Annotated in this window: 4 protein-coding genes; 2 read left to right on the top strand and 2 right to left on the bottom strand. The window is 41.5% G+C overall.

The window, feature by feature from the left end; translation table 11 throughout:
• Window positions 1–352: 352 nt before the first annotated feature.
• Both ABWV45_RS15385 and ABWV45_RS15380 read right to left on the bottom strand, forming a co-directional pair.
• Window positions 353–1,822 (bottom strand): hypothetical protein, encoded by a 1,470-nt coding sequence (locus ABWV45_RS15385; RefSeq protein WP_353352609.1) that lies wholly within the window; start codon window positions 1,820–1,822, stop codon window positions 353–355.
• A gap of 276 nt (window positions 1,823–2,098) precedes the next feature.
• A complete protein-coding gene (locus ABWV45_RS15380; protein WP_353352608.1) occupies window positions 2,099–2,812 on the bottom strand; it encodes a Crp/Fnr family transcriptional regulator in 714 nt (237 codons plus the stop codon).
• Window positions 2,813–3,308: 496 nt separating this feature from the next.
• Here ABWV45_RS15380 and ABWV45_RS15375 point away from each other — a divergent pair, with 496 nt between their 5' ends.
• A complete protein-coding gene (locus ABWV45_RS15375) occupies window positions 3,309–5,111 on the top strand; it encodes a DUF1302 domain-containing protein (protein ID WP_353352607.1) in 1,803 nt (600 codons plus the stop codon).
• A gap of 56 nt (window positions 5,112–5,167) precedes the next feature.
• Complete coding sequence (locus tag ABWV45_RS15370) at window positions 5,168–6,517, top strand: DUF1329 domain-containing protein (RefSeq protein WP_353352606.1); 1,350 nt, start codon at window positions 5,168–5,170, stop codon at window positions 6,515–6,517.
• Window positions 6,518–6,802: the final 285 nt, after the last annotated feature.

Raw genomic sequence — 6,802 nt, 5'->3', positions numbered from 1 at the left:
ATGTAAAGCGCTCCTATCACCAAAAAAGAAAGGTCACTTCGGTGGCCTTTTTTTATGCCTGTAATCCAGCAGTTAAGGTGGTATTCACATAGCTGGCTAGGTTCGGGTGCTGCTAAAGTCACAGAATGAGATGTGATATGCAAGATGACTATGTCACCAAACAGACCTTGAGAGCTTTTTCTGAAGGTGGTGTTTAATTAAAGTGGGGCGGATGGTGCTCTTTAATATGCTTTCTACAGATTGATGCTAAATCATGTGATGAGATTTAATTAGTATGCCCAAGGCAAGTTCGTGTTGTTAATGAATAAAAAAAGGCCGCAATAATGCGGCCTCAGTAGAAGAAAACTGAATCCTAAGATGCTTTATCTAAAGCAGGTGCTTCGGCGTTGGTTTCAGATTTAGGGTCGTTGTGGTGCCCAAAGTCTAACTCTACTTTTTGATTTAAAAATGCACGAGGTCCCAATAATGAGAAAACAGTAACAAGGCCTACCAGCATGCCAACCCAAGGCTGCTCAAACACACAAAGTGAAATGGCGATAACTACCATTACACCACGTTCAGTTGCATCTTTAACTAGTGACAAGGCCAGCATTGCGCATGAGAAGCCGGTTAAGATCAAAGTGATAGCCAGCGCCAGCGGTAAAAGAGGCTGAAGCAGGGTAACTAAAGGTAAAAAGATGAATAGGGTTGGAGCCAAAAAGAACAGTGCGTAAAAGCTGCTAACTGTATCGTAGAAGGAATCCACCTTTTCGCGACCTAGACCCCAGCGTTTTAGTAGAATTACTTGAATACCCGTCCACATAACACCTTGAGTTGAAAAGAAAGGTGTTGTGATAGCCATGATGCCATTACGAATACCAGTTGCGATGTGAGCACGAGTACTGTTTAGTTCAAGTTTTTCATCAGGGCGTGATGGTTGTGCTTCCTCAATAAGCTCATCACCAGTCACTAGATCACCAAAGAAAAGAATATAGGTAATTAATGCTAGCGGTAGGGTGGCTAGAAACATATCTAGTGAAGGCCAGCCAATGGCAAATGGCGAAGTTTTATCCCAAAGAGAGGCGAAGTGAGTTGGAACATCTAAGAAGTCCCAACGAATTGCATAAGTGAACTCACTAGTGAAATAGCCGGTTAAACCCGCAATAAAGAAACCTGGTAAAAGACCTAATCCAACTAAAATAGCTAACCATTTCATTTGTGGCATCTTTTGCTGAATAGGCTTAGAAAATGCCAGTAACATACATACAAAGACACCCAGTGTTCCCGCAATAGGAGCCTGTTCAAACACGTTAGATGCATCGCCAGGTTCAGTTACGCGAATGAATGCAGCAAGTGCAGCACCTAATATAATACCGCCTTTGAGTACATTGGGGACATATTTAACAAGCTTGGCCCCAAGACCTGTAACCCCTAAAAACACCAGAATAGCTGCAAAATTGAGTGTCATGGCGGTCATGGCTTGAAATTGCGATATATGATCGAACCCTCCCTCGGCGAGCCTTAAAGCAGGGAGTGTTAAAAATGCAATGACAAATGGAACCGCTGGCGTTAACCAGCCGGGAGCATAAGGATCACCAAATGTGAACCAAGAAAGGGAGATAAGCATGCTATGGACCATTGCCATGCATACTGCTTCCTCAAAAGACAGTCCCATAAGATGGGTAAAAACAGGAACAAGCGCTAAGCCAGTTGCACCAGCAACGGCAATGCCCTGTAAATAATCAGGTAAAGAGAATTTTGTGTGGACTAATGGAATACGTAAAGTAAACGGCCCCCATTTAATACCGGGTTGTACACCACCATGAGGACGAGTGCTAGACATAGTTAACTCCAAAATACATTGCTACAGATAGAACTGACTTAATTTGTAAAAGCAGATCTTATAGGGTTTAGTAATTATTTTTATTATTGAATGTGGCCTTTACACGAGCACTTTGATGCTCAAGTGGTAGATAGGCTGCTTTTCTTTCGGGGTAAGATAACAAAGGCACTCACAATTAAAGTGTCACCTATGCGACAAGACTTGTTGCGCCATTAGACCTTTAATTTATAAAGGAAAATAAGTATTTGTAGGATTATTTAAAAACTTTTAATTTTACTAATCATCAATCTTATTAGCTTCTTCAATTAGCCGGTTTACATCGGGAATAAAGTACTTTTTGTCACGCACTAATACCACCCCTGCTTCACTCCAAAGTTTAAATATTTTATTCACACGTTGTCTTGAGCCAAACACCAAGCGAGCGAGATCTTGTTGACTGAAATGAATATCTAAATAAGTGCCTCCATCGGCCTCATAAGAATGATGTTTCAAAAAGTACAAAATGCGCCACGCTAGTCTTGATTTCAGTGGGTAAAATAACATTCCGCCCATTAAGCGGTACATACCACGGTTTCTTTGTATTTGGCTCTTAAGGATATTTCGGTAGATAGAAGGGTGTTTTCCGGCCACTTCCAAAACAATATTCCGATTTAGGCTTACAGTCTTTCCAGACTCCTTGAATTGCAGAGATAGCACTTCGCGCTCGTCTGAGAACAGCATTGCCTCTCCTACCCAAGTGATAGGTTTGAAGTCATCTAAGCCAAACTCTTGCCCTTGAGGGCTGGTTAAAATTGCTCTGATTCGACCCTCTACTAGGCAATGGACTTTTAAGGCAATATCGCCGGCGGCATATAAAAAGGAATTTTTTGGGTGTTTTTCAAGGCGTGCTGCCGTGATTAACGTATTTTTTGCATCTTCCGGTAAGTCCCTAAACCAAGGTGCATTACTTATGATCTGTGCGATGTCATAGTCTTGCGTGTGTTGAGTCATGTTACTGCCTTGGAAGTCTGTTATAGATCTTATTATTGTTTTCTGTTTAATATACCCTAGTTGCCGCGCTATTAATAATCTAACATAAGAAGAAAGTTACAAAACATTACATAAAAAAAGAGAGGTTATTAAGAAAAAAGTGTAGTTTCTGCGACAGGCACTGATCTATAATCCTAAAAGCAAAAGTAAAAATAATAATAAATTGCTGTCTTAAGTCATGAAATTGTAGTCTTAAATTGTTTAAAATCTCACTAAAACAAGGATGTAGGAGGTAGATTCAAGATTAAAACGACTGTATGAAAAAAAATTTGCAAAAACCCACGTACTGTTATTAAACTTGTCGCCAAGGTGATATGGTCTAAAACAGTCTGATTGGTAATTTATATTTAGGTAAGCATCCAAATAAAGTTACCCTTTCTATTGTTAGATGTTTATTAAGACCACTAGCTGTTGGTTTAAGTAAGCCCTTTCAAAAATAAAAATAAAGAGACATGAGATGAAAATAAACCCCAATGTATTGGCTCGTAAAAAATTACTAGCGTTGGCTGTGCCAATGCTAATGTTTGGTCAAGCTCAAGCAGTAGAATTTGAGTTTGGTGAAGCGTCGTTAACTGTTGATTCGCAACTCTCCATTGGTTCTAGCTGGAGAATGGAGGAGCAAAATAAAAATTTACTGAACTATACTGCTCCGAATACAGAAGTTATAGATGGTAATACTTCTGATGATGGTAATCGTAACTACGAAAAAGGCGATGCTTTTTCGCAGATATTCAAAGGTAGTCATGACTTGCAATTTACTTACCAAAACTATGGAGCGTTTGTACGCGCCAAATATTGGTATGATTCTGCTATTGAGAATAATAGTGTAGAGCACGGTCATTCACCAACATATACTTTGGGCGGGGGAACAGGTACTACTGTTACTTTCCCAGGTAAATCAAAAATAGATGACTCAGATTTTAATGATTTGGCAAAAGGTAAAGGTGCAACGATTCTTGATGCTTTTGTATATGGGTCCTTTGACATAGGCGAGATGCCTTTAGATGTGCGATTGGGTAAGCAGGTAGTTAGTTGGGGTGAAAGCACATTTATTCAAGGTGGTATCAATTCGATTAACCCGGTAGATGCGGCAGCATTCCGTCGCCCAGGCGCTGAAATTAAAGAAGGACTGTTACCTGTTAGTATGATTTATGCAAACTTAGGCTTAACTGACTCATTAAGTGTAGAGGCTTTCTATCAGTTGGAGTGGCAAGAAACAGTAGGTGATGGATGCGGTACATATTTTTCTACCTCTGATGTTTCATCAGAAGGCTGTAATACTTTGACATTCTCTGGTGGTGCGATTTCACTGCAAAGACTTGAAGATGGAGACAGGGGGGCTTCGGATGACGGTCAATTTGGTCTCTCACTGCGTTATTTCTCTGATGAATTAGATACTGAATTTGGTTTCTATGCCATGAATATTCATAGTCGCTTGCCTATTTATAGTGTATTAGGTGGATCGACTGGCTCAGCTTTCCCTGCCGCATTTGGTGGTTCAACAGTTGATGCTGTGCTAACTGGTGGTTACTTCATGGAATACCCTGAAGATATTAAATTGGTTGGCGTAAGCTTCGCGGGCAATGCATATGGAGTCGCTCTATCGGGTGAGGTATCTCATAAGATGGATGCTCCTGTGCAAGTTAATGGCACCTTTGTTACGACTATGTTGGCGACTGCTGGTGGTCCATATAGTGCTGAATCAGTTGCTGCTTCTACAGAATTCTGGGGTGGTCTTGATAATCATTTAGGTGAAGAAGTATCTGGCTACCGCACGTTTGATATTACTCAAGCTCAGGTAACGGCTATTCATCTTCAAAACCAAGTTCTAGGTGCAAGCGCAGTTGCGTTGATTGTTGAAGCCGGTATGAATTTCGTTCACGACTTTGATGATGTGCTTCGTTATGGTAAGTCTTCAATCTATCAGGCACCTTCTTTTGATGGCGACTCGGATTTCGATGGGGGCTTTATGACTGAAACGTCTTGGGGTTACCGTGCAGTGGCATCAGCTAAGTACACCAATGCATTCATGGGTGTAGATCTAAACCCTGTGATCTCTTTCTCTCATGACGTTGATGGTTATGCGCCTTCACCAGGTGGTCAGTTCCAAGAAGATGTTAAAAAACTTGGACTGACTCTTAAAGCTAACTACCTACAGCGTTACGATGCATCGATTTCGTACAACATGTTCATGGGTGGTGACTTTAATGATGTTAAAGACCGTGACTTCCTAGCGATCAGTGCTGGCGTACAGTTCTAATTTTTAATAGACACATAGAACATAAAAATAATATTAAAGTACAAGGTTTAAAAATTATGAAACTTCAAACTAAATCCATATTAGCGTTAGCGCTGGCCGTAGCGGCCAGTGGCGCTATGGCTAAGGTATCTCCGCAAGAAGCGGCGAAACTTGGCAAAGAGCTTACCCCAATGGGTGCCGAAAAAGCAGGCAACAAAGCAGGCACTATTCCAGCGTGGACAGGTGGTCTGAAAATAGATTCTTCTGTTGACCCATTAGTGAATATATTTGCTAACGAAAAGCCTCTTTTTACAATTACGGCTCAGAACGTAGATAAGCATAAAGCTAACTTAACAGCTGGCCAAATTGCTTTGTTTGCAAAATATCCGGAAACCTACACTATTCCGGTATATAAGACACACCGTACCGTTGGATACCCACAAAAGATTTATGACAAAGTCAAAAGTAATGCTACATCAGCTGTATTGGCAGAAGGTGGTAACGGCATATTAAACTTCGACGAAGTCACCCCTTTCCCGATTCCGCAAAATGGGATGGAAGCAATTTGGAATCACACAACCCGTTATCGTGGTGGACCAACCGATGTTACTTACACAAAGTTAGCGGTACAGCCAAATGGCTCTTTTGTTCCTGTTACGATTCAGGCTCTGGCTTCTCATCCTAACTATGTTGCGGAAGGTTTTGATGCTAAGAAAGATGACAATATCTTGGCTTACTACATGCAGTCTGTGAAGGCTCCTGCACGTTTGACGGGTAATGTTTTATTGGTTCATGAAACACTTGACCAAATTAAACAACCTCGTATGGCTTGGACTTACAATGCTGGTCAACGTCGTGTACGTCGTGCTCCTCAAGTAGCTTACGATGCCCCGTCTGAAGGCGCAGGTGGCATGGCTACTGCTGACCAAACAGACATGTATAACGGTTCACCTACTAAGTACGATTGGAAAATTTTAGGCAAAAAAGAAGTTTATATTCCTTACAATGGTTATAAGTTAGCCACCCCAGGGGAAAAATACTCTGACATGCTTGATAAAGGCCATGTAAAACGTGACTATATGCGTTACGAGCTGCACCGCGTATGGGTAGTAGAAGCCACACTTAAAGCGGGCGAGCGTCATATTTACGGTAAGCGTACATTCTTTATGGATGAAGATAGCTGGCAGATTGCTCTAGTTGATCAGTATGATAGCCGTGGTGAATTATGGCGCGCATCTGAAAACTTTGCGCTTCACTTCCAAAATCAAGGTGCTTTGTTGGCTTCGGGTTCTGCTCATCACGATCTATTATCGGGTGGTTATCTTGCTGCTCTTAATAACGAAGAAGATGAAGCGTATAACTTCGATTATAAGCCGAGACGTAAAGACTTCACGACCTCTGCACTTCGTCGTTCAGGTAAGCGTTAATCGTTTAGCTTAACAGCGTAAAATTAAAAGCCGCTAATGAAAATTAGCGGCTTTTTTTATGCTCGTAGTTTAGGGTTTATTACCATGGCGGGAGATGGGAGATGGGAGATGGGAGCCGCAGCTAAAGTTATCGATACGCTTTAGTTTAAGTCGAAGGCTACAGGGAAATAATGCGCATTGAATAGCAGAAAAGGTTGACAATATAGAAGCCATTTTCATGCTGTTTTGTTCAGCGTTCAGCGTTCAGCGTTCAGCGTTCAGCGTTCAGCGTTCAGCGTTCAGCGT

This window comes from Oceaniserpentilla sp. 4NH20-0058, assembly GCF_040371755.1.
In the GTDB taxonomy this organism is placed as follows: Bacteria; Pseudomonadota; Gammaproteobacteria; order Pseudomonadales; family Oceanobacteraceae; genus Bermanella.
The sequence above is the reverse complement of the archived record's forward strand: the minus strand, read 5'-3'. Positions and strand labels throughout refer to the sequence as shown.